This window comes from Mesorhizobium erdmanii USDA 3471 (assembly GCF_000472705.1).
Lineage (GTDB): Bacteria > Pseudomonadota > Alphaproteobacteria > Rhizobiales > Rhizobiaceae > Mesorhizobium > Mesorhizobium erdmanii.
The window spans coordinates 278,953-299,890 of sequence record NZ_AXAE01000011.1; the positions used below are offsets into that span (position 1 = coordinate 278,953).

19 protein-coding genes are annotated in these 20,938 nt (G+C 63.5%); 5 read left to right on the forward strand and 14 right to left on the reverse strand.

The window, feature by feature from the left end; translation table 11 throughout:
* Positions 1 to 5: 5 nt before the first annotated feature.
* From A3AU_RS0106465 to cpaB, 10 genes are all read right to left on the reverse strand, one after another.
* Positions 6 to 1,181, reverse strand: a complete 1,176-nt coding sequence (locus A3AU_RS0106465) for a GGDEF domain-containing protein (protein WP_027052065.1) — start codon at positions 1,179 to 1,181, stop codon at positions 6 to 8.
* A 175-nt stretch (positions 1,182 to 1,356) separates the two neighbouring features.
* Positions 1,357 to 1,830, reverse strand: coding sequence for a hypothetical protein (locus A3AU_RS0106470; protein WP_027052066.1), 474 nt, complete (start codon positions 1,828 to 1,830; stop codon positions 1,357 to 1,359).
* 137 nt (positions 1,831 to 1,967) lie between these two features.
* A complete protein-coding gene (locus A3AU_RS0106475; RefSeq protein ID WP_245235423.1) occupies positions 1,968 to 2,789 on the reverse strand; it encodes a PA3715 family protein in 822 nt (273 codons plus the stop codon).
* 118 nt (positions 2,790 to 2,907) lie between these two features.
* A complete protein-coding gene (locus A3AU_RS0106480; protein ID WP_027052068.1) occupies positions 2,908 to 3,879 on the reverse strand; it encodes a type II secretion system F family protein in 972 nt (323 codons plus the stop codon).
* Position 3,880: 1 nt separating this feature from the next.
* The gene (locus tag A3AU_RS0106485; protein WP_027052069.1) at positions 3,881 to 4,846 is read right to left on the reverse strand and encodes a type II secretion system F family protein; all 966 of its coding nucleotides are present in this window, start codon (positions 4,844 to 4,846) and stop codon (positions 3,881 to 3,883) included.
* 5 nt (positions 4,847 to 4,851) lie between these two features.
* Complete coding sequence (locus tag A3AU_RS0106490; RefSeq protein WP_027052070.1) at positions 4,852 to 6,273, reverse strand: TadA family conjugal transfer-associated ATPase; 1,422 nt, start codon at positions 6,271 to 6,273, stop codon at positions 4,852 to 4,854.
* Positions 6,270 to 7,484 (reverse strand): CpaE/TadZ family protein, encoded by a 1,215-nt coding sequence (locus A3AU_RS0106495; protein WP_027052071.1) that lies wholly within the window; start codon positions 7,482 to 7,484, stop codon positions 6,270 to 6,272. Before A3AU_RS0106495 ends, A3AU_RS0106490 begins: the two co-directional genes overlap by 4 nt.
* Positions 7,485 to 7,520: 36 nt before the next feature.
* Positions 7,521 to 7,790 carry a hypothetical protein gene (locus A3AU_RS0106500; protein ID WP_027052072.1) on the reverse strand — a complete coding sequence of 90 codons (270 nt, stop codon included), beginning with the start codon at positions 7,788 to 7,790 and terminating at the stop codon, positions 7,521 to 7,523.
* A 4-nt stretch (positions 7,791 to 7,794) separates the two neighbouring features.
* Positions 7,795 to 9,240: a type II and III secretion system protein family protein gene (locus tag A3AU_RS0106505; protein ID WP_032916896.1), complete on the reverse strand. Its 1,446-nt coding sequence runs from the start codon at positions 9,238 to 9,240 to the stop codon at positions 7,795 to 7,797.
* 29 nt (positions 9,241 to 9,269) lie between these two features.
* Entirely contained in the window at positions 9,270 to 10,196 is a 927-nt protein-coding gene (cpaB, locus tag A3AU_RS0106510) for a Flp pilus assembly protein CpaB (protein WP_245235424.1), read from the reverse strand.
* Between the two features lie 237 nt (positions 10,197 to 10,433).
* Here cpaB and parE point away from each other — a divergent pair, with 237 nt between their 5' ends.
* Both parE and A3AU_RS0106520 read left to right on the forward strand, forming a co-directional pair.
* Positions 10,434 to 12,491, forward strand: a complete 2,058-nt coding sequence (parE, locus tag A3AU_RS0106515) for a DNA topoisomerase IV subunit B (protein WP_027052075.1) — start codon at positions 10,434 to 10,436, stop codon at positions 12,489 to 12,491.
* A gap of 45 nt (positions 12,492 to 12,536) precedes the next feature.
* Positions 12,537 to 14,603, forward strand: a complete 2,067-nt coding sequence (locus tag A3AU_RS0106520; protein ID WP_027052076.1) for an FUSC family protein — start codon at positions 12,537 to 12,539, stop codon at positions 14,601 to 14,603.
* 100 nt (positions 14,604 to 14,703) lie between these two features.
* Here A3AU_RS0106520 and A3AU_RS0106525 read toward each other — a convergent pair whose 3' ends face one another.
* Positions 14,704 to 15,828 (reverse strand): DUF2336 domain-containing protein, encoded by a 1,125-nt coding sequence (locus A3AU_RS0106525; RefSeq protein ID WP_027052077.1) that lies wholly within the window; start codon positions 15,826 to 15,828, stop codon positions 14,704 to 14,706.
* Between the two features lie 111 nt (positions 15,829 to 15,939).
* On the opposite strand from A3AU_RS0106525, the gene A3AU_RS0106530 reads away from it, so the two are divergent.
* Positions 15,940 to 16,434: a MaoC family dehydratase gene (locus tag A3AU_RS0106530; RefSeq protein ID WP_470362013.1), complete on the forward strand. Its 495-nt coding sequence runs from the start codon at positions 15,940 to 15,942 to the stop codon at positions 16,432 to 16,434.
* Positions 16,434 to 17,315, forward strand: a complete 882-nt coding sequence (locus A3AU_RS0106535; protein WP_027052079.1) for an HpcH/HpaI aldolase/citrate lyase family protein — start codon at positions 16,434 to 16,436, stop codon at positions 17,313 to 17,315. The genes A3AU_RS0106530 and A3AU_RS0106535 overlap by 1 nt, the downstream gene beginning before the upstream one ends.
* Before the next feature lie 289 nt (positions 17,316 to 17,604).
* Here the strand turns inward: A3AU_RS0106535 and A3AU_RS0106540 are convergent, their stop codons facing one another.
* Both A3AU_RS0106540 and A3AU_RS0106545 read right to left on the reverse strand, forming a co-directional pair.
* Complete coding sequence (locus A3AU_RS0106540; RefSeq protein WP_027052080.1) at positions 17,605 to 18,213, reverse strand: flavin reductase family protein; 609 nt, start codon at positions 18,211 to 18,213, stop codon at positions 17,605 to 17,607.
* Entirely contained in the window at positions 18,214 to 18,798 is a 585-nt protein-coding gene (locus tag A3AU_RS0106545; protein ID WP_027052081.1) for a nitroreductase family protein, read from the reverse strand.
* A 154-nt stretch (positions 18,799 to 18,952) separates the two neighbouring features.
* Between A3AU_RS0106545 and A3AU_RS0106550 the strand changes: the two genes are divergently transcribed.
* Positions 18,953 to 19,915: a hypothetical protein gene (locus A3AU_RS0106550; RefSeq protein ID WP_027052082.1), complete on the forward strand. Its 963-nt coding sequence runs from the start codon at positions 18,953 to 18,955 to the stop codon at positions 19,913 to 19,915.
* Between the two features lie 2 nt (positions 19,916 to 19,917).
* Here the strand turns inward: A3AU_RS0106550 and A3AU_RS0106555 are convergent, their stop codons facing one another.
* Entirely contained in the window at positions 19,918 to 20,856 is a 939-nt protein-coding gene (locus tag A3AU_RS0106555; protein ID WP_027052083.1) for a lysophospholipid acyltransferase family protein, read from the reverse strand.
* Between the last annotated feature and the right edge of the window lie 82 nt (positions 20,857 to 20,938).

Below are 20,938 nucleotides of genomic sequence, written 5' to 3' on the forward strand. Positions count from 1 at the left end.
TCAGCCTACGCGGAGCGCAAGGCCGGCTCGACCGGCTCGGCCTTGCTCATCCTCTTGCGGCTGATGACACAATTGCGGCCGGCGCGCTTGGCCGCGTAGAGCGCGGCGTCCGCATCGGCCAGCACCTCGTCGAGGCTGCGGCCGTCGGCGCCGCCAAAGCCAATGCCGCCACTGACCGTGCTGCGCAACGGACCGAGCGGGGTGGCGACGACCTCGGTGCCGAAGGCAACGCCGATCTTGCTGGCGAGATCATGGGCGCGCTCTTCCGTCATCCGCGACATGACGATGGCAAACTCCTCGCCGCCCAGGCGGAAGGCGTCGACTCCGGTTCTGGCATATTTCCGGATGACGGCGGCGAAGCGGCACAGGACCTGGTCTCCGACCGGGTGACCATAAATGTCGTTCGTCCGCTTGAAGTGATCGAGGTCGAACATGACGACCGCCGTGAACGGACCGAAGGACCGCTCGCCGTGGAGTGACGTCAACCCGCGACGGTTCATCAGCCCGGTCAAAGGATCGGTCATCGTCTCGGCCTTCAGCTCGATCTGCGCCTGCAGATGGTGAAGCGAGAGCGTCAGGGCGCCGAGACCAGTCATGCAGGCCACGGCCACGACGGAATTCAGACGTTCGGCCCAATTGTCGGGCGCCGCCCCGAGCGTCCATTGCCACTTTGCGATCAGAACCACGGCGCAAAGGGCAAAAGACACCGCGCAGGTGCCGCTCAGGAACGAGACCACCAGCAGGATCCGGCGGTCGTGGCTGCCATTGATCCAGAACATGACCCCGATCGCCGCAAGTAGCACGGTGGCCGTCGCGTAGGTGACGACAAAGCCGACACCGTCCAGGCCGCCGAAGGTGACCGCCGCGCAGACCGCCATGGCGGCAAGTGTCGGCAGGACCGCCCGCCTGTAATCCGGCACGCCGAGATACTGCATGGCCGAAATACAGATGATCAGGAAGCCCAGGCTGAGCAGCGCCAGCGCGATCTGGCAAAGCAGCGGATCGGGCTCCTTGGTGTATCGCCAGAACAGGACCACATGCGCCACCAGCACGAGAATGCCGCACGCCACGGTCAGCACGAAACGTGCCCGCGGCGCGGTGAGCCAGATAGCAAACATGGTAACGGCGAGGCAGGTGCCCGACAGCGCGGCCGCGAGCAGGAGCGAACTGAAATCCAGCATATCGGGCGGGGGCCTCTCGAGCGTCGGCGGTTGCGCCGCATTCTAGGTCAGCGGCAGCCCTCGGACATGGTTTTCAGCCGATCTTTCGACCCAGGCTGCGGTTAGGGTTTACAAAGCGTCGCCACCACCTGTCCCGAAACCGCACCTGTAGCCCGGCGCGAGGATCAAAGGCGCATCAGCCTTTGTTCAGCAACGCTAGATTGGCGTTGACGACAGTGGGATCGGCCATGCCGGCCTTCGCCTCGAGCAGCAGCGCCCTGGCCTTCTTCTTGTTGCCACGCAGCAACTGCGAATAGCCCATATTGTTGACGATCTGCGGCTTGCGCCCGGCGACCTTCAAGAGCTGGCCATAGGCGCGGTCGGCGAAGTCGAAGCGGCCAAGCTCGTCATAGGAGGCGGCCAGTCCCATCCAGGCCTCCGCATTGTCGGCCTTCAGCTCGACGGCCTTGCGGAAATGCTGTTCGGCGAGACCATAGTTGGCGTCGCGAAACTGCGCCTTGCCTTGCGCCAGATCGGACGTGTCGACGTTCTTTGCCGCAGGCGGAATGGCCGTGGTCTTGGTCGTGTCGACGTTGGTGTTCGTCGTGCACCCGGTAATCATCAGGACGGCCACCATCGCGGCCGCCGCCGTAAATCTTGTCTGACGCATGCCCTGCCCCGTCGCCCGATTTGCCGGGTCGTTCTTCATGCAAGACACTACGGCACAGCGATTAAGCTTCGGTGCCGAAATGCAGCTAAGATTTGGTTTCAAAAATACCGCCAATTAAAAAGACGCGAGCGGCGCTCTCATGGCGGGTCGAGCGCGTTGAGTGCGCGCGGCACCGGATAGCGGCTGCCGTCATAGCGCAGCCGGTAGGTCCGGCTCACGGACTTGCCGGGATGCGACTGGCATTCGCCATCCTTGTCAGGCAATGGCTCATCCGTGTCCTTCCGCTCGACCGCGATGATGTCGTGGTAGCCGCGATGGATCGTCGGCCCCATCGACAGGTTGACTTGGCTGGAATGAAAGGATCCCGCGCAATTGGTGTCGCTTTCGCCGCCATTCTCGGCAGCGAGAAGACCATCGAGCACCAGGTTCAGGACATCGCCGGCGACGGCATAGAGCCGCAGGTCGGTTTCGCTGAACGGATTGGGCTGCGAATGGTTCGCCATCTCGATGCGCAGGCCAAAAGCGGTGACACCGGGCGCCAGCCCATAGCGGCCGGTGTCGAGTTCGATCTTGCGGATGGCGACAGCATCGTCGCTCATCAAGCCGGGCTGAAGCAGGCGCTGGCGCACCTGCAGCGTCGTCCTGTCGACGACCAGAAGCTCAATATCGCCAGAATGCTGGCCGTCGCCGGACTGGGCGCTGTCGATCAACGGCACCGCGACCAGCAGCAGATCGTCATGGGCGGGCCAGATCTTGCAGACCAGGCCCTGCGTGCCGTCCTGCGGCCCCGGCAACGCTATGCTGGTATGAGGTTCGAGCGTGAACGAGCGGCCGTCGGCGCTTTGCTGTATCTTGGGATAAGCCTGCTGCAGAAGCACGCCAACATCGCCGCAATCGTCGGCCGCGGCCCGGACGGGCGATAGGCTGGCAGCGGCGAAAGCGAGGGCAAGAAACAGCATTCGCATAGGATTCTCACGTCGCAGGGCAGCGCTCGGGCACGATGACGTTGTCAGCCCCTGATCTAAATTTGTCGACTCTCATTTGCCGCTGCGGACTTCGACGACCTGCAGATTAATATCAATGAAAGCCGCCGGTCGTCATTTTGACGATGATCGGAATGATCGCGATCATCAGCACCACCGGCAGGATGCACACCGTCACCGGTATCGACATCTTGGCCGGCAGAGCGTGCGCCTTCTCCTCGGCCAGCGACATGCGCTTGTGGCGCATTTCGTCGGAGAAGACGCGCAGCGCGCCCGACAGGCTGGTGCCGAGCTCCTTCGACTGCTGCAACAGCGTGGCGAAAGAACGAACCTCGTCCAGGCTGAGGCGTTCGGCGAGCGCCTTCAGCGCGTCGTCGAGGCTGCGCCCGGCTCGCAATTCCAGCGACACCAGCTGCAAATTCTGGCTGAGCGCCGGATAGGTCTTGGCGAGTTCCTTGGAAACGCGCTCGATGCCGGCCTCCATGCTCATGCCGGCATCGGAGCAGACGATCATCAGATCCATGAAGTCGGGAAAGCCGTTGCGGTATTCGCGCATTTTTTCCCTTACCTTCTGCGTCAGCACCAGACCGGGCAGGAAATAGCCGGCCACGCCCGACAGGATGACGAAGGCCCAACGGCTGGTCATCGTCGCTTCGGCACTGGCCAGCCAGCGGTTGAGAACAAAAGCACCGATCGCGCAACCGATCAGCGCGGAAAAGCGGATGATGAAGAACGTGCCGACGGCGCGCGGCTCCATATAGCCCGCCTGGATCAGCTTCATGCGCAGCCGGGCGACGTTTTCCGGATCGCTCTTGGCGTAGAATTCCTGCGCCCGCTTCACCGCCTTCTCGCGCACCGCGTTCGTGTTCCTCTTCTGCAGCGGCGCGGGTTTCACCGTCACCGCGCCATGGTCGAGCTTGAGCCGCCGCTTCACTTCGTTGCGGTCACCCTTCGCCGTCACCATTGGCCAGGCCACCGCGACGCTGCCCAGGGCCAGAAGCAGGACTGCCACCGGCATCAACGAGGTCGGTGCAAGCGAGGCGAGGAACTCGATGAAGCCCTGCATGTCAGAACCTGAAATTCGACATTTTGAACATCATCAGATTGCCCAGCATAAGCCAGGTCACCGACCCGCCGATCATGTACCAGGTTTTCGGTTCGTCCCAGACATCGCGGTAGAAGCCCGGCATCAGCGCCATGATGGCGGCGAACAGCAGCGCCGGTATCGCCGTGAGGATGTAGGCCGACATGCGGCCTTCGGTCGAGATGGCGCGCACCTTGCGGCGCAGCTTGCCGCGCTCGCGGATCGTCAACGCCAGACCGTCGAGGATCTCGCGCAGATTGCCGCCCGAACTGGACTGGATCGAGACGGCTGTGATGAACAGCGGCAGATCCTCATGGCCGACCCTGTCGAACAGCGAATTCAAAGCCGAAACCAGATCGGAACCATAGGTCACCTCATCGGCGACGACACCGAATTCGGTGCCGATCGGATCGGGCATCTCACGCGACACCATGGCGATGGCCACCGGCACGGGGTGACCGGCCTTGAGGCCGCGCGTGATCAGTTCCAGTGCCTCGGGCAGTTGCACGCCGAAACGCTTGAGCCGGCGCTTGCGCTTGAAGCGCATCACCATCACCGGGACCAGCGGCAGCAGCACGACGAACAGCAGAAGCCCCATCAGCAGCGGCAGGCCATACCAGAGGGCAACCAGCGTCATGGCCATCGCCACGCCGGAAGTGATCATCAGGAATTTCGACAGCGGCATGATCATGCCCGACTGCGTGCGCAGCGCGCGGAACCGGTCGGGCGAGAACAGCGAGGTGCCCGCATCGAGGCCACGCTCCTTGCGCAACTGGATCAGCACCTGCTCCTGGCTGATCTTGTTTTCCTGCAGCTTCATGCGCCGATTGATGGCCGTGCGCTTGTCGCTGCGGCCGGCGTAGAGGAGATAGCAGGCCTCGGCGATCATGATGCCGGTAAGCGCTGCTCCGGCATAGACGACATAGATCGCGCTCAGCCCGTCGAACACCTCGCTTACTCCTGCGGCCGGCCGGGTTCGAAATAGCGTCCGGGAAACTCGATGCCCATGGCGCGCAGATCCTCGAGGAAGCGCGGCCGGATGCCAGTCGCCTCGAAATAGCCCAGAATGCCGCCGTCGGCATCCATCCCGGTGCGCACGAAGCGGAATATCTCCTGCATCTGGATGACGTCGCCCTCCATGCCGGTCACCTCGGCGACGCTCGTCACCTTTCGCTTGCCGTCGGAAAGCCGGGTCAGCTGGACGATGATGTCGATGGCGCTGGAAATCTGGCTTCGGATCGACTGCACCGTCATCGGCATGCCGGTCATGCCCAACATCTGCTCGAGACGCGAAATGGCATCGCGCGGCGTGTTGGCGTGGATGGTCGCCATCGACCCTTCATGGCCGGTGTTCATCGCCTGCAGCATGTCGAAGGCCTCCTCGCCGCGGCACTCGCCGAGGATGACGCGGTCGGGGCGCATGCGCAGCGCGTTCTTGACGAGGTCGCGCTGCTTCAGTTCGCCATGGCCCTCTATGTTGGCGGGGCGCGTCTCCATGCGCGCGACATGCGGCTGCTGCAGCTGCAATTCGGCCGCGTCCTCGATGGTGATCAGCCGCTCGTCCTCGGGAATGAAGGCCGACAGCGCGTTGAGCATAGTCGTCTTGCCGGTGCCGGTGCCGCCCGAGATGATCGTCGTCTTGCGGGCGTGGACCGCCGCCGCCAGCACCTCGGCCATGTTCTGGGTGATGGCGCCGAATTCGACCAGCCTGTGCAGGCCGAGCTTGTTCTTGGAGAACTTGCGGATCGATACCAGCGGCCCGTCGACGGCCACCGGACGGATGGCCGCGTTGAAGCGCGAGCCATCCAGCATGCGAGCATCGACCATCGGCTGCGATTCGTCGACGCGGCGGCCGACCGCGGCGACGATCTTGTTGACGATTCTAAGCAGATGGGCCTCATCCTTGAACGGGATGTGGATCTGCTGCAGCTTGCCTTTCTTTTCGATGAAGCAGTTCTGGTGGCCGTTGATCAGGATGTCGTTGATGTCCGGATCCTTGAGCAACGGCTCGAGCGGACCAAGGCCGACCATTTCGTCGACGATATCGTCGACCAGCGCCTCGAGTTCGACCGTGTTGATCGCCATCCGCTCCTGGCGGGTCTTTTCGGAGACGAAATCATGCACCTGCCGGCGCATCTCCTCCTTGGGCAAACGCTCTAGCGCCACCAGGTTGATTTCTTCGAGCAGCATCCGGTGAATGCGCACGCGCGCATCGAGCACCTTGTTGGCGTTCTTGGCCGGGGCGACATCCGGCTTTGTCGGCAAGGCCTTTCGGCTGGTCGGGATGACGACCGCATGATGCGCGACCGGCGCTGAGTCCGCCGGACGTTGCGGACGCGCGTCACGGTTCTGCAGGGTTGAAAAACGGCTGGTCATCCGGCCTTCCTCTTCAAGAAGCCCTTGCCGAGACCGAACAGCGACTTCGACTTGGTGCCAGTAGCGGCCGCCTCTTCCGGAAGGATGATCTTCTTCAAATCGTTGACGACGTTGGCATTGGGGTCGATCTCGTGCAGCGGCACGCCACGGTCGACCGCCTCGCGCACCAGCCGGTAATTGTTGGAAATGCCGCCGACGAAATGCTCGCCGAGGATCTCCTGGACATCGGCCTGCTTGATACCGTTGTCGAACATCTTCTGCTCGAAACGGTTGACGATGACGTTCGGCTTCACTTCCTTGCCGGCGGTCTCATACACCGCCTGGATCAGCCTTTGCGTGTGGCGCAGGCACGGCACCGTCATCTCGGCGACGATATAGAGCTTGTTGGAGCCGAGCAGCACTGTCTCCGTCCAGGGAAACCAGGTGCGCGGCATGTCGATGACGACGTTGTCGAAATAGGCCGAGACGAGATCCAGCATGCGCACCACGACATCGGTCTTGAACGAACGCATCTCCGACGGATGCGTCGGCGCCGCCAGCACGCAAAGTCCGCTGGCATGCTTGGACAGCATCACGTCGAGCAATTGCCGATCGAGGCGTTCAGGCTGGTTCTCGATCTCGGTGATGTCGAAACGTGGCTCAAGGTCGAGATATTCGGCGCAGGCACCCTGCTGGAAATTGAGGTCGACCACGCAGGTCGACGCGCCGCGCGTCACCGAATGATGCAGTTGGAAGGCGGTCTGCAAGGCCAGCGTCGTGGTGCCGACGCCGCCGGCGGCCGGCATGAAGGTGTAGATCTGCGACTCGGTGTTTTCCTCCCGCCCCGGCCCTTGCAGAGTGCGCACCACCGACCGGACCAGGTCGGCGGTGGTGATCGGCTTGACCAGGAAGTCCGCGACCTTGAGCTGCACCAGGATGCGCACGGCGGCGGCGTTGAACTCCTGGGTGACCACGACCACAGGCGCCTTGCCCTCCAGCCGGCGCATGATGCGCTGCAGCGACTCGACCTCTTCCAGCCTCGCCGCGTCCATGTCGACGATGATCGCGCCGAAGTCGGCCTCCTGAATCTCGCCACGCAACTCGGTGACATTCTTCTCCACCGCCGAGAGCTGGATGATCTCCGATGCGGCGAATGCGGTCCGCGTGTCCTGCACGAAGGTCCTGTCCGTCGATACGAGCAGGATTTTTCGTGTCTTGATGCCGTTTGCCATTTTTATCAGCCTATGGGCTCAATCGCCCTTTGGGGGTCAGTTGCCCGTGGTCGTCTGCGATGCTTTCGAAGCTGCGGCCTGATCGGGGGTGACGGGTCCGGCATCGCTACGCTTGGCAGGCACGAGAAGCCTGGTGTTCTGGACACCGTACTTCCACGGATCGACCATCTGCATGACGGTGTTGGCGGCCTGGGCGTTGCCGGCGCCGGTCGTCGGGCCTTCGCTGCGCACATAGTCGTCACTGGTGCAGCCGGCGGCCAAGCCGGCCAAAAGCAAGGCAATGCTCGATCTCAGGATCAGACGCATGGCTTCAGTCCTTCGGCAGGTCGAGGAAATGCCCGACCGTGGTGGCGGGAGTGGCTCGTGCGGCACTGCCATCAGCCAACGCCAGCGCGCGACCGGTGTCCGATGCCTTAACTTCCTCGGTGTTGTTGAGGAAATAGTCGACGTTGCTGGCCGGCTGCGTGCCGTCAGTCGGCTCGGCCATCTTCTTCGATGGATCGACCGGCTTTACCAGATAGGGCGTGACGATGATGACCAGATCGGTTTCGCGGCGCTGATAGGATTTCGACGAGAACAACGGTCCAAGCACGGGCATCTTGCCCAGGCCGGGAATGCGCGATGTGGTGATGTCGTTTTGCGACTGCAGCAGCCCGGCGATCATGAAGCTCTGGCCATTCTTCAGGTCGACCGACGTCTTGGCGCGGCGGACGATGAAACCGGGCACGGAGATGGTACCGATGTTGTATGAGGCCGACGCATCGATCGAGGACACTTCCGGCGCAATGTCGAGGCTCACCAGCCCGTCCTTGAGCACGGTCGGCGTGAAATCGAGGCTGACGCCGTACTTCTTGTAGCTGACCGAGATCTTGCCGTTGTCCTCGGAAACCGGGATCGGAAATTCGCCGCCGGCGAGGAAGCTCGCCGTCTGGCCCGAACGGGCAATCAGGTTCGGCTCGGCCAGCCGGCGGGCGAGGCCGCGCTCTTCGAGCGCCTTGATGGCAACATCGATCGATACACCGTTCGACAACAGCCGGCCGATGATCTCGCCGGTTCCGGCAGCCGGCACGGTTCCTGGATCGATGGTGACATCGCGCCCACCGATACCGTAGGCGAAATTGGCGCTGTATTTGGCGCCGAGGTCCTGGCTTGCCTGGCGATTGATCTCGACAAAGCGGACATTGAGCTGGACCTGCTGCGACGACGAGATATTGACCGAGTTGATCACCTCCTCGTTGCCGGAAAAGCGGGTGGCGATCTTGTTCGCCTTGTCGGCGGCGACCGCGTCATCCGCCTCTCCCGACAGCACGACACGGCCATTGGCCGAGCCGACCTTGATCTTGGCGTCCGGCACGCTGGCGCGGATGGTGCTGGCCAGTTGATCCGTGTCGAGCGTCACCTCGATGTCGACCGTGCCGACCAACTGCTTCTTCTCGTCAAACAGCGCAATGCCGGTGGTGCCGAGATTGTTGCCGAGCACATAGAAGGATTTGTCGGTCAGCGGATTGACGTTGGCGATCTCCGGGTCGCCGATGACGATCTGGTAGAAGGCGGCACTGGTCACGATCGTCTTGGGCTTGCCCTTGGCGACCTTGATCGATGCATTCTTGGTCGCGGAGACATAGACGATCTCATTGTCCGCCTTGGCAGCGCCGGGCAGGACGAGCATTCCGCCCGCCGCCAGAGCAACCGCCATCGCCAGGGCGCGCAAGCAGCGCAACCGGCCCGTCATTGGATATTGGGTACGCATCAACATTGTCCCGCCCTGCCGGTCCCCACCGGGCTTTACTTCTGGTCCCGCGCGGGAACCTGATATTCCTCGGCCTTCGTGCCGCGCGTCACGATGACCGTCTTGAATTTCGGCTTCTCCGGCTCCTTCGTCATCGCATCGAAGAGCGAACCGGCTGCTGCCTGGGCCTTGCCCGCCACCGATCCACCAAAGGAAGAGATGGTGGTGACGCCGTCCTTGCCGTCACCGCCTTCGCCCGCCGAACGAAGCGACAGCGACAGCGTGCCGACGGTGCGGGCGAGCGCCACTTTCTGCGCGCCTTCGGTCGTCACCTCGATGGTCACGGAATTGGCGATCTGCGGTGTGGTCTGGCGCTCGTCGGCGCCCTGGCCGACGCTCAGCACCTTGGCGTCGGAAACCACGATCTCGGAGGTGATGGTCGAACCGGCCGCGCCTTGCGCGTTCTTGGCGACTTCCTGGATTTCGCCGGCATCGCGCGTCAGCATGACATCGACGCGGTCGCCCGGCGTGACGAAGCCGCCGACACCGGCGATTTCGTCGGTGCGGATCGTGACCGCCCGCATTCCCGGCGTCAGCATGTTGGAGAGCGTCGCGCGGCCGTTCGGTCCCGACAGCTTGGTCAGCAGTACCGGTTCGTTGACTTCGATCGGCGACAGCACGATGCGATTGCCTTCGCCGAGCAATCCTTCAATGGTGGCAAAGGCGCCCTGCGGCAGGGAATCTTGCGGCCATGGGATTTGGATCAGCTTGGCGCGGTCGAGTTCCATGCCGTAGCGCAACGGTGCGTTCGCCACCACGATGGTCTTGAATTGGATCTTGGGCGGTGCCGGAGCGGCGATCGACGCCGTCTTTTCCTCGGCATCGGGCTTGGCTTGGCTCTTGACCCAGAAATCCGCGGCAAAGATCGAGATCGCGCCGAAAACGGCGGCGATGCCGATCATCGTTATGGCCTTGCCCCTCACGCCGAAACCCCTGATGCCTGCAGTTTCTTGTTATGTTGGGCTCACGTTAGGCCGCTTTGTTAAAGAATCAGGAATGCGTAACGGCGGTATCGGACCTATTTCCGCCCGCTTGGTTATCGAATGGTTTTAGGATAAGAGGGGTCAAATCCCCGAACGTAACAGGAACCTCCGTCGCTTGGCGCCGAAAAGCGTGGCAGTATCGACGAGTGATTCGCAGCACCGGACGCTATGGCAGGCATGGACGACAACAACGATCTTTTCGGCAACATGGACAAGCAGCCGCAGCCGGTTCGCACACCGGCGCGCCCAGCGGACCCGCTGGTGCAGGCAGCGGCCAAGCGCCCGGCCGCCACCAAGGACGGCAGCGAGGGCTATAGTGCCGCCGACATCGAGGTGCTCGAAGGCCTGGAGCCGGTGCGCCGTCGGCCGGGCATGTATATTGGCGGCACCGACGACAAGGCGATGCACCATCTGTTCGCCGAGGTCATCGACAATTCGATGGATGAGGCGGTCGCCGGCCATGCCACCTTCATCGACGTCGAGCTTTCGGCCGACGGGTTTCTGACCGTTACCGACAATGGCCGCGGCATCCCGGTCGATCCGCATCCGAAATACAAGAAGCCGGCGCTCGAAGTCATCATGACGACGCTGCATTCGGGCGGCAAGTTCGACTCCAAGGTTTATGAGACCTCGGGCGGTCTGCACGGCGTCGGCGTTTCCGTGGTCAATGCGCTGTCCGACCATCTCGAGGTAGAAGTCGCGCGTGGCCGCCAGCTCTACCGTCAAAGATTCTCGCGCGGCATTCCGGTCAGCGGCCTCGAGCACCTCGGCGAGGTCCACAACCGCCGCGGCACCAGGACCCGCTTCCATCCCGACGAGCAGATTTTTGGCAAGGGCTGCGCCTTCGAGCCGGCCCGGCTCTACCGCATGACGCGCTCGAAGGCCTATCTGTTCGGCGGCGTCGAAATCCGCTGGACCTGCGATCCGTCGCTGATCAAGGAGAAGGATCCGACACCAGCCAAGGCCGAATTTCATTTCCCCGGCGGTCTCAAGGACTACCTGAAGGCATCGCTCGGCGACGACTTCCAGGTGACGCGCGAAATCTTCGCCGGAAAAAGCGAAAAGCAGGGCGGCCACGGCTCGCTCGAATGGGCCGTCACCTGGTTCGGCGGCGACGGCTTCATCAATTCCTATTGCAACACCATCCCGACAGGTGAAGGCGGCACCCACGAGGCCGGCTTCCGCAACGTGCTGACTCGGGGCTTGCGCGCCTATGCTGACCTCGTCGGCAACAAGCGCGCCTCTGTCGTCACCTCGGAAGACGTCATGATCTCGGCGGCGGGCATGCTGTCGGTGTTCATCCGCGAGCCGGAATTCGTCGGCCAGACCAAGGACAGGCTGGCGACGATCGAGGCGATCCGCATCGTCGAGACCGCGATCCGCGACCCGTTCGACCATTGGCTGGCCGACAACCCGCAGGAAGCCTCGAAGCTGCTCGAATGGGTGATCGCGCGCGCCGACGAGCGCGTGCGCCGTCGCCAGGAAAAGGAAGTGTCGCGCAAAAGCGCGGTGCGCAAATTGCGCCTGCCGGGCAAGCTCGCCGACTGCACGCAGAATGCCGCGGCCGGTGCCGAACTGTTCATCGTCGAAGGTGACTCGGCCGGCGGCTCGGCCAAGCAGGCGCGCGACCGCGCCAGCCAGGCCGTGTTGCCGCTGCGCGGCAAGATCCTCAACGTCGCCAGCGCCGGCAACGACAAGCTGGCCGCCAACCAGCAGATATCGGACCTGATCCAGGCGCTCGGCTGCGGCACGCGCTCAAAGTATCGCGACGAGGATTTGCGCTACGACCGCGTCATCATCATGACCGACGCCGACGTCGACGGCGCCCACATCGCCTCGCTGCTGATCACCTTCTTCTACCAGGAAATGCCGGCGCTGGTGCGTGGCGGCCATCTCTATCTGGCGGTACCGCCGCTTTACTCGATCCGGCAAGGCGGCAAGGTCGCGTATGCCCGTGACGACGCGCACAAGGACGAACTCCTGCGCACCGAGTTCACCGGGCGCGGCAAGGTCGAACTCGGCCGCTTCAAGGGCCTGGGCGAAATGATGGCCTCGCAGCTCAAGGAGACCACCATGGACCCGAAGAAGCGCACGCTTCTGCGGGTCGATGTGATCGATGCCGAGGCCGCGACCAAGGACGCGGTCGACGCGCTGATGGGCACCAAGCCGGAAGCCCGCTTCCGCTTCATCCAGGAACGCGCCGAATTCGCCGAAGCGGAAGTGCTGGATATCTAGGCTCCCGCTGCCCTACCTTGTCCGTGCGGATACGGAGTCGAGCATGTGATCTGGGCGCGGCTGAAAGATTATCTCGGGGCACGGTTCGCCGACCTCACTCGGCCGACGCGCTCGGACTGGATTTTCGCCCTTAGAACCGTGTCGGCCGGCCTGATCGCCCTTCTGGCTGCCTATGCGCTGAAGCTCGATCATCCGCAGTGGGCGATGATGACCGTGTTCATCGTCGCCCAGCCGGTCGCGGGCATGGTGTTGGCCAAGGGTTTCTACCGTTTGCTCGGCACGCTGGCGGGCGGGTTGGCGGCGATCGGCATCACCACAGTCTTCGGTTCCAATCCTTGGTTGTTGGTGACGGCGCTTGCCGTGTGGATCGGCATCAGCACCTTCGTCTCGTCGCTGCTGCGCAATCCCGAGGCCTATGGCGCGGCACTTGCCGGCTATACGGCGATGATCATCGGCCTGCCGGCCTTCGGGCAACCCCATCTGGTCGTCGATCTCGCTGTCGCCCGTTGCGCGGAAATCGTGCTCGGCATCATCTGCGCCGGCGTGACCAGCCGGCTCATCTTGCCCAAGCTGGCAGGCGAAGCCATCATCGAAAGGCTGAAGCGCAGCATTCTCGACCTTGCCGTCTTTGCGGGCGGTGCCTTCTCAGGCCGCGATGCAGCCGTACTGGCCGACCTCCACCGAAAATTGATCGCCGAGGCAGAGACACTCGGCGAGATGCGGGTCTATGCCAGGCTGGAGGCGCCGAGCCTGGCGACGCGCGCCCATCCTGTCCGGCGCACCATCGGCCAGTTGCTTTCAGCCCTGTCGGCGGCACGCGCGTTGCATGCACATGCCGCACCGAAAAACGCGGCGCTAATTCCCGTGCGTGCCGACCTGCAGGCTCTGGTTGGTGAACTTGTTGCCAGACCAGCGGCTCTCGACGACACGACGCCGTGGGTGGCGCGCCTCGATGCGATCGCCGCCCGGGCAAGGCAGATGCCCGACATGCCGGACGGACAGGCCGAGGAGAGACTGGGGGCCATCACGCGCCTCACCATCGCCGCCGATTTCGCGGAAGCCTTCAAACAAGTGCTGCGTGGCCTCGACGCCTTGCGGGCACCCGCGTCGCGCGCGGCGCGCGTGCGCAAGCAGCCTGCACTCATGGTGCACCGCGACTACCATGCGGCCTCGCGCAATGCCGTCCGCGCCGCTCTCGCCACGCTGCTGGTCGCGGCCTTCTGGCTGACGACGAAATGGTCGGAAGCGGCGGGTACGGTCATCCTCGTCTCGGTCGTCTCCAGCCTGTTTGCCGCCCGTCCCGACCCGGTGCAAGTGGCCTGGGGCTTCTTCAAAGGCACATTGCTGGCCCTGCCCTTTGCCTTCCTTGTCGGCCAGATCGCGCTTCCGGCCTTGCCAGGATTCGGCTGGTTCATGGTCTTTGTAGTGCCGATCCTGGTGCCCGCGGCACTGGCGATGGCCAATCCGCGCTATGTCGGCGTCGCCACGGCCTTCGCCATCAATTTCCTGGCCTTTCTGAGCCCGCATCAGGGGATGACCTATGATCCCGGGCCCTTCCTGGCGGGCTGCGCGTCGATCCTGGTCGGCATTCTCCTGGCGATCGGTGTCTTCATCGTCGTGCTTCCCTCCGATCCGTGGGTCATCGTCAACCGAATCGTGCGCGTGATGCGCGAAGATCTGGCGCGCCTTTGCCTGCACGAGCGCGTGCCCAGACGCACCGCTTTCGAGAGCCTTGCCTATGACCGCGTCAACCAGCTTATGTCGCAGACACAACGCACCGGAAAGAAGGGCGACTCTGTTCTGGACGGCAGCATAGCGGGTGTCACGATCGGTATCGAAATCCTGCGCCTGCGCCATGCGCTGCAAAGTTCAACCCTGCCGGCCGAAACGGCTCTCTCGATCTCGAATTTCCTGCGCGGGCTCGCACGCGAGCTGCTTTTCCGGCGTCCGGGCGAGTCGCGGACGTCGACAGTAACTGTCGCCAGGCAGTATGCCGGCACGATTGCCCAGCGAAGCAGCGCCGGTGAAACGCTGCCGGTAGCAGCTTCGCTGCGCATCATCGCAGCGGCGATCGAAGATTTTCCGGACTTCTTTGCGAAGGATCGAGGTTAGTGGATGTCGCCCAGAAGTGTGCAGCGGTTCTGGGACAACGACATGCATCAAAACAAAGGCTTAAAGCGCGTCGCGTGAGTCCGTTTCAGGACGACGCGCTTTAGGCAGCGGCAATCGCCAGTGCGTGCCCCCGCGCATTCTCGCGCAGTGCGTCGAGATGGATCGACTTGACCAGGGCGGCGAGATCGCCTTCGGCGGATTGGCCGCCCAACTCCTTGAGCATCAGCCAGCTGACTTCCTGCACGCCGGCGACGCGTTTGCCATTGGCGACCTCCCGCCAGATTTTCAGCGCGCGCAGGATGACCGGATGGGTGGCGGCCGCCAGCCCCGCGCTGCGGAACAATGCCTGCAAGGCCACATCGTGCCCACCGGCCAGCAGCGCCCTCACCCGCGGTTCGGACTGCTGGCCGAGCGCCACCAGCGTGGAGCCGAAGAAGTCGACCTTGCCATGCGCGATGGTGCGGATGAGGAAGCTCGCGGTGAGATCGCCACGCAGCCTGAGATGCTCGATCAGTGCTGCGTGTTCTTCCTGGCGCGTGCCCTCGATCAGCGTCACCGAGGCTTTGACGCAGGCGTCACGCATGACACGGTCGGCACGCGCGGCGCCCATCAACGCCATCACCAGCGGCGATGTCTTCAATGTCTCGCCAAGCTTGATCAGCAGCATATGCCGGCAGTCGGCAGGCAGCCTGATATCCGATATCAGCGCCTCGCGCACCAGAGGCAGATGCCCGTGGCGTTCGGCCATGCGGCGAAAACTCAGCGAGGCGATGTCGGCGCCGCAATTGCCCAGCAGCACGGCGCAGGCTTCCGCCTCGCCGATCTCGGCGATAGCCGCCGACAGCGCCATCGAGACGAATGGCCGGTCGGCGATAAGCTTCTGCGTCGCCTTCTGGCTCGCCGCCACGCGATTGATCAGGTCGGCATCGGTGAGCAGCGGCGAGCGCGCCAGCACGACGCCGGCGACCTCAGGTTGATCAGAAGCAAGCGCACTGATGATCTGCAGCGGCGCGAGGGGGCTCATCGAGAGCGCTTCCGCCATTGCCAGCCGCACCTTCGACGAGGCGTCATCGAGCAGCAGCGTCAGCGCTGCCTCCGCCGCGCAGCGATCCTCGAACGGCAATTCGGAATTCACATAGGCCCGGGCCAGTGCATTGGCCGCGGCGGCGCGCTCCGACACCCTTGCCGTGTAGATCCATTTCAGGAAATGCGAAACAACAACCATGCCCGTTCGCTTATGCCCCTCTCCGGAAGGTTTCCGGCCCCGCTGACGACGGTAGGCAGAAATGGTTTACGAACGGTTCACCATGTTCATTAACTGGCTTGCGAGCGCTGGATGCAGCGCCTATCAACCGTCAATCAGCGCAGGAGACTGAAAATGGCAGGGCTATATCTCGAGGAGTTTGTCGTCGGCCATGTCTTCCAGCATACACTGCGCAAGACAGTGACCGAGAGCGACAACATGCTGTTTTCGGCGATGACGCTGAACCCGCAACCGTTGCATATCGACTTCGATTTCGCCTCCAGGAGCGAATGGGGCAAGCCGCTGGTCAACTCGCTGTTCACGCTCGGCCTGATGATCGGCATTTCAGTCAATGACATCACCGTCGGCACGACGGTCGCCAATCTCGGCATGACGGAAACCACTTTTCCGCATCCGGTCTTCCACGGCGACACCATTCGCGTCGAGACCACGGTCATCTCGGTTCGGGAGTCCAAGTCGAAGCCTGATCGCGGCATCGTCGAATTCGAACACCGCGCCTACAACCAGAATGGCGACCTCGTTGCCAAATGTACCAGGCAAGCGATGATGCTGAAAAAGGCCGCCTGATGCGCTCGCTGCTGTTCGTTCCCGGCGATTCCGGGCGCAAGCTCGAAAAAGGATTTGGCGCCGGCGCCGATGTGGTGATCATCGACCTCGAAGATTCCGTGGCGCCGCAGAACAAGGCGACGGCGCGCGGCGTCGCGGCACGCTTCATTGCCGACCATAGGGCGCAAACCAGCTCAGCAATCTACATCAGGGTCAACGACCTCTCGACCGGGTTGACGGACGACGATCTAGCCGCGCTCGTTCCGGCAAAGCCGGACGGCATCATGCTGCCTAAATCCAACAGCGGCCAGGACGTCCAGCAACTCTCGGCAAAACTCAGGGTTCGGGAGGCCGAGAACGGTCTGCCCGACGGCGCGGTCAAGATTCTGCCCATCATCACCGAAACCCCGGCCGGTGTGCTCGCCGCCGCCACCTATGCCGGCGCGAGCGCGCGGCTCACCGGTCTCACCTGGGGCGCGGAGGACCTTTCGGCGGCGATCGGCGCGCGCGCTGCCCGCGACGAGAGCGGCCGCTACACCGACGTGTTCCGCCACGCTCGCCTGACGACCATCCTCGCCGCCGGCGCGGCCGAGGTCGCGGCGATCGACACCGTATTCCCGAATTTTCGCGACATGGCGGCCTTCGCCGCCGAATGCGCGGAGGCCGAGCGCGACGGCTTCACCGGCAAGATGGCGATCCACCCTGATCAGGTACCGGTCATCAACGCCGCCTTCACGCCCTCGGCCGAGGCCGTGAAACAGTCGGCGGCGATCGTCGCGGCGTTCGAGGCTGCCGGAAATCCCGGCGTCGTCGGAATCGACGGCAAGATGTTCGACCGTCCGCATCTGCGGCTGGCCGAACGGCTGCTGGCGCGCGCGCGCGCGGCAGGAATTTCGGCTTAGTCCCGCGCCAGCACAATGATCCGGTGTTCCGGCAGATAGGCCAGCGCTTCCGACTTCAGCGGGTTGACGGTGACGCCGCCCAGCGACCGCTGGTCGGCGTCTCCGGCGAGGATGCGCCGGTAACGACTCCCAGAAGGCTTCGAAAGCCAAGCGGCACGCCACCTTCCGGCGCGATGCAGGTCACCCCCTTAGTGCATGTTTGGATGAAGGGGAATCGCTCTGCGCGTGCTCATGGCTTACGAGTCTGCCAAGTCCCCTGGCCGCATCGAAGCGCGGCTCTGATCGTCGGTCACTCCTTGCCCCAGCGTGGCCGGCGCATCGAAAAGACCTCGTTGACGCTGGCATAGTCCATGTAGCCGAGACGAGCCACGTTGCCGGCCTTGGTGATGTCGAACAGGCCGTCTTTCAGGAAAGCATCGTCGATGTGCACGCCAACCACTTCGCCGGCGACGACGACCGCGCTCGTCGGGGTTCCGTCCAGCGCCTTCGGACGAAACACCTCCGTCACCCGGCATTCGAGCGCGGCGGGCGCCGCCGCCACGCGCGGCGGCCTGACGAGACGCGAAGGCGCCATGGCGAGATCGGCATAGACGAACTCATTGACGCCACGCGGCGCGTCGACGGACGTATAATTCATCTTCTCCGCAAGATCGCGGCCGACCAGATTGGCGACGAACTCGCCGGTCTCCTGGGCGAATGAAGCGCTGTCCTTCTCTCCCTCCGAGGAGAACCAGACGATGAAGGGCCGCGTCGAAAACGCATTGAAGAACGAGTACGGCGCTAAGTTGATCTCGCCGGCCCCGTTCAGCGTCGATATCCAGCCGATCGGACGCGGCGCCACGATCGCCTTCGACGGATCATGGGGCAACCCGTGCCCCTTGGACGGCTCGTAGAACATTCAGCTCGCCCAGGGTCCTGAGTAATCGGCATAGAGCTTTGCCGGGTCAGGCCGTGGCCGCTCCGGCGCCGGGCCGGCATAAGAGCCGATATGGACGAAACCGACGACGCGCTCCTGCGGCGCCAGTCCGAGGATCGCCCTGCCCTCCGGCACGTCTGAATACCAGTTGCTGATCATGTTGGTGCCATAGCCCAACGCATTGGCTGCGATCATCAGATTCATAGCAGCCATGCCGCCGGACAGGAACATTTCCCATTGCGGAATCTTGGGATTCTCTTTCGGCACCGACACCACGCCGATGACCAGCGGCGCGCGCGAGAAGCGGGCCAGTTCCTGGTTCCGGCGGCCCTCCGGCAGCGGCCCTTCCCGCTGTTCGGCAAGCGCCGCCAGCTTTTTGCCGATCTCGAAGCGGACGTCGCCGCGATAGAGGATGAAGCGCCAGGGTTCAAGCCGGCCATGGTCTGGCACGCGCGTGGCGGCGGCAATCATCGTGGCGATATCGGCGTCGCCTGGCGCTGGCTCCTTGAGATCCGGAATCGGCGCCGAATTTCGGCTCAGCAGGAAGTCGATGATCGGCGACGCCATGGGCGCAAGTCTCCTGAAACACTCTGTTTGAGCTGAAGCGCGCCATCGGGAATTCGGGCGGCTCGGGCAAAGGCGCGCAAACGCCGGGCTGAAGAGTCGTCGATTGGACTCTTAAGCCTTGAAATTGCCACCGCCATGGGGTTCAACGCAAGGCATGTTTGAGGGGCGACTGCGTCTTTTCCTGGTCCGGCTTTGCGCCGCGCTGTTCCTGCTGCCGGTATCACTGGCCGCCGCGCAGGAAAAAGACGGCGTCGGCGACCTGAAACTTCCCGGAATCTCGAGCTATGCGACGCCCAAGAGCGAAACCCCGCTGGCACTTGGCGGCGGTGGCGCCATCACTTTGTCGGCCCAGCTGACCGACAAGGGCACCGACATCACCCGCGGACTCGTCTGGCGTGTCTTCAAGCCCGAACCCGTCAACGGCAAATTGCCGATGGTGGCCTCCGCGCATGGCGGCAGCGCCGTTTTCCAGCTTGAGCCCGGCAGCTATCTGGTCCATGCCTCCTATGGCCGCGCCGGCGCCACCAAGCGCATCACCGTCGGCAAGGAAGCCAAGCGCGAAAGCCTCGTGCTCGATGCCGGTGGCCTGAAGCTCGACGCGGTTCTGTCCGGCGGCGTGCGCATCCCGCCGAAAAAGCTGCGCTTCTCGATCTATGAGGGCACCGCCGAGGCCAATGGCGACCGCGCGCTGATCATTCCCGATGTCGAGCCCAACAGCGTCGTGCGGCTCAACGCCGGCATCTACCATGTCGTCTCGACCTATGGCGCCGTCAACGCCGTCATCCGCTCCGATATCCGCGTCGAGGCCGGCAAGTTGACCGAAGCCACAGTCGAGCATCATGCCGCCGAGATCACGATGAAGCTGGTGCGCGAAGCCGGTGGCGAAGCCATCGCCGACACGTCCTGGTCGCTGCTCAACGAATCCGGCGATCCGATCAAGGAGACCGTGGGCGCCTTTGCCTCGATGGTGCTTGCCGAGGGCGACTACACCATCATCGCCAAGAACCGCGACCGCATCTACCAGAAGGACTTTACGGTCGTGGCCGGACAGAACCAGGAAATCGAGGTTCTTGCGACCGAAGCGGCGGCGATGGATCCCGAAGAAGGCGCGGACTAGCCCTAGGCTGCCAGCTTTGTTCGCGCCGGCAGGAATGGCATCCGGCGGCGCGGCGCTGGCGGCGCGAGATCGAACACGCCGCGATAAAGCCGGTCGAGCAATGCCTTGCGGTCGCGCAACGGCTCCAGTTCGCTCCAGCTCAGTATCTCGCCGACACGCACGTCTATCGCCTTACCTGACAACCGCGCGAACTCGTGGATGAGCATCGAAAGGCGCAGCGTCAGCGAGGCCTTGCCGACGAATTTGGCGACGCGGCCGTCGCGCTCGGCCATGTTCATCGGCCCGCTGACCAGATGGAACAGCCTACCGTTCTGCCCGGAAAAATGCATCGGAATGACGGACGCCTTGGCATCCTGGACAAGACGGGCCGGAAACATCTTCCATGGCAGGTCGCGCGCCCGGCCAAAGCCTTTCGGCGCGGTGGCGACGCCACCGGCGGGAAACACCACGATGGTGACGCCCTCCTTCAGCAGCCGCACCGCCTCATAGCGCACGGCCATGTTGTTCTTCAGTGCGTCCTTCGTCTCGGAAAAGTCGATCGGCAGCGAATAGGGCTCCATCTCGCGGATCTTGAGCAAATCCTTGTGGATCATCACCCGGAAAGGTCGCCCGAGCTGCTCCACCAAGGAGAGCACGGCAATGCCGTCGCCGATGCCGAACGGATGGTTGGCCACAATCACCAGCGGTGTGTCCGGCAATGGCGCTGGCGGCCATTGGTCGGCGGTGCGTATCCGCACGTCGATCAGGTCGAGCATGCGGCTGAACACGCGCTCGCCAGTCGGCACCACCTGGCGGCGCCAGAAATCATAGAGCGCGGCATAACGGTCGCGCCCCGACAGGCCTTCTATCGAATGGATGACCCAGCGCGTCAGCGCCGGCTGGCGCGGATTGGCATAGGAAAGCTCGGGAAACGGTTTTGCGCGCGTCTTCAGCTTGAGCATCGTTGCTCGTTACAAGGTTGGCGTGACAGGGATATGAAAATGGCGGTGGAGCGCTCCACCGCCATTCCTTGTGACCATGAGG

Excerpts from the sequence above, each read along its gene's own strand:
- A3AU_RS0106555 (WP_027052083.1), bottom strand. The coding sequence starts at position 20,856 with ATGCTCAAGCTGAAGACGCGCGCAAAACCGTTTCCCGAGCTTTCCTAT.
- A3AU_RS0106535 (WP_027052079.1), top strand. The coding sequence starts at position 16,434 with ATGCGCTCGCTGCTGTTCGTTCCCGGCGATTCCGGGCGCAAGCTCGAA.
- A3AU_RS0106480 (WP_027052068.1), bottom strand. The coding sequence starts at position 3,879 with ATGCAGGGCTTCATCGAGTTCCTCGCCTCGCTTGCACCGACCTCGTTG.
- A3AU_RS0106540 (WP_027052080.1), bottom strand. The coding sequence starts at position 18,213 with ATGTTCTACGAGCCGTCCAAGGGGCACGGGTTGCCCCATGATCCGTCG.
- A3AU_RS0106505 (WP_032916896.1), bottom strand. The coding sequence starts at position 9,240 with ATGTTGATGCGTACCCAATATCCAATGACGGGCCGGTTGCGCTGCTTG.
- A3AU_RS0106495 (WP_027052071.1), bottom strand. The coding sequence starts at position 7,484 with ATGGCAAACGGCATCAAGACACGAAAAATCCTGCTCGTATCGACGGAC.
- A3AU_RS0106545 (WP_027052081.1), bottom strand. The coding sequence starts at position 18,798 with ATGGCGTCGCCGATCATCGACTTCCTGCTGAGCCGAAATTCGGCGCCG.
- A3AU_RS0106550 (WP_027052082.1), top strand. The coding sequence starts at position 18,953 with ATGTTTGAGGGGCGACTGCGTCTTTTCCTGGTCCGGCTTTGCGCCGCG.
- A3AU_RS0106475 (WP_245235423.1), bottom strand. The coding sequence starts at position 2,789 with ATGCTGTTTCTTGCCCTCGCTTTCGCCGCTGCCAGCCTATCGCCCGTC.
- A3AU_RS0106525 (WP_027052077.1), bottom strand. The coding sequence starts at position 15,828 with ATGGTTGTTGTTTCGCATTTCCTGAAATGGATCTACACGGCAAGGGTG.
- parE (WP_027052075.1), top strand. The coding sequence starts at position 10,434 with ATGGACGACAACAACGATCTTTTCGGCAACATGGACAAGCAGCCGCAG.
- A3AU_RS0106490 (WP_027052070.1), bottom strand. The coding sequence starts at position 6,273 with ATGACCAGCCGTTTTTCAACCCTGCAGAACCGTGACGCGCGTCCGCAA.
- A3AU_RS0106470 (WP_027052066.1), bottom strand. The coding sequence starts at position 1,830 with ATGCGTCAGACAAGATTTACGGCGGCGGCCGCGATGGTGGCCGTCCTG.
- A3AU_RS0106530 (WP_470362013.1), top strand. The coding sequence starts at position 15,940 with ATGCAGCGCCTATCAACCGTCAATCAGCGCAGGAGACTGAAAATGGCA.
- A3AU_RS0106465 (WP_027052065.1), bottom strand. The coding sequence starts at position 1,181 with ATGCTGGATTTCAGTTCGCTCCTGCTCGCGGCCGCGCTGTCGGGCACC.
- A3AU_RS0106500 (WP_027052072.1), bottom strand. The coding sequence starts at position 7,790 with ATGCGTCTGATCCTGAGATCGAGCATTGCCTTGCTTTTGGCCGGCTTG.